Origin of the sequence: Blautia sp. MCC283 (assembly GCF_018785565.1) — a bacterium.
Classification (GTDB): domain Bacteria; phylum Bacillota; class Clostridia; order Lachnospirales; family Lachnospiraceae; genus Blautia_A.
In genome coordinates this window covers 1-1,481 of sequence record NZ_WQQB01000042.1, presented here as the reverse complement: position 1 = coordinate 1,481, position 1,481 = coordinate 1, and the positions used below count along the sequence as shown (strand labels likewise).

Here is a 1,481-nt window from a genome sequence, read left to right as displayed (position 1 = left end):
GAGAATCAAGAGACCGCATCACCTACGCTAGGGTGATGAAGCGAAAGGTCAAGCAATAAGGGCACAGGGCGGATGCCTTGGCACTAAGAGCCGATGAAAGACGTGATAAGCTGCGAAAAGCTTCGGGGAGGAGCAAATATCCCGTGATCCGGAGATGTCTGAATGGGGAAACCCGCATGAGAAGACCTCATGCATCCATACGCCAATCCATAACGTATGGAAGGGAACCCGGGGAACTGAAACATCTAAGTACCCGGAGGAAAAGAAAGAAACATCGATTCCGTAAGTAGCGGCGAGCGAACGCGGAGGAGCCTAAACCGGTGTGCGTGCATGCCGGGGTCATGGACTGCATTTAAGATTCAGCGAGGTTAACAGAACGGTTTTGGGAAAGCCGGCCAGAGAGGGTGAAAGCCCCGTACGTGAAAACCAAGCTGACTGAGCAGGATCCGGAGTACCACGAGACACGAGGAACCTTGTGGGAAGTAAGGGGGACCACCCCCTAAGGCTAAATACTACTTAGTGACCGATAGCGCATAGTACTGTGAAGGAAAGGTGAAAAGGACCCCGGGAGGGGAGTGAAAGAGAACCTGAAACCCTGTGTCTACAAGCTGTGGAAGTGCCATATGAGCACAACCGCGTACTTTTTGTAGAACGGTCCGGCGAGTTACGCTTACTGGCAAGGTTAAGTCCTCAAGGGATGGAGCCGAAGGGAAACCAAGTCTTAACAGGGCCAGAGTCAGTAGGAGTAGACCCGAAACCGGGTGATCTATCCATGTCCAGGTTGAAGCTGCCGTAAGAGGTAGTGGAGGACCGAACCCACATCCGTTGAAAAGGGTGGGGATGAGGTGTGGATAGGGGAGAAATTCCAATCGAACCCGGAGATAGCTGGTTCTCCTCGAAATAGCTTTAGGGCTAGCCTCGGTGTGAGTCTTGCGGAGGTAGAGCACTGAATTTCCTAGGGGGCGTCAAAGCCTACCGAAGAATATCAAACTCCGAATGCCGTGTAGATATCACCGGGAGTCAGACTGCACGAGATAAGTTGGGCGGTCAAAAGGGAAAGAGCCCAGACCTACAGTTAAGGTCCCAAAGTGCGCGTTAAGTGGAAAAGGATGTGGGATTTCGAAGACAACCAGGATGTTGGCTCAGAAGCAGCCATACATTCAAAGAGTGCGTAATAGCTCACTGGTCGAGAGGTCCTGCGCCGAAAATGTCCGGGGCTGAAACGCGCCACCGAAACTAAGGAATCCGTAAGGATTGGTAGAGGAGCATTGCATATGGGAAGAAGCAGTACCGTAAGGAGCTGTGGACTATATGGAAGAGAGAATGCCGGAATGAGTAGCGAGATAGAGGTGGGAATCCTCTAGGCCGAATATCCAAGGTTTCCAGGGTAAAGCTGATCTGCCCTGGGTGAGTCGGGACCTAAGGTGAGGGCGAGAGCCGTAGCCGATGGACAACAGGTTGATATTCCTGTACTGCAGTAT

Annotated in this window: 1 rRNA gene; it reads left to right on the top strand. The window is 52.1% G+C overall.

Annotated features, from left to right (window positions below):
* Nucleotides 1-46 precede the first annotated feature (46 nt).
* Nucleotides 47-1,481, top strand: a 23S ribosomal RNA gene (locus tag GPK81_RS12650); the annotation flags it as partial.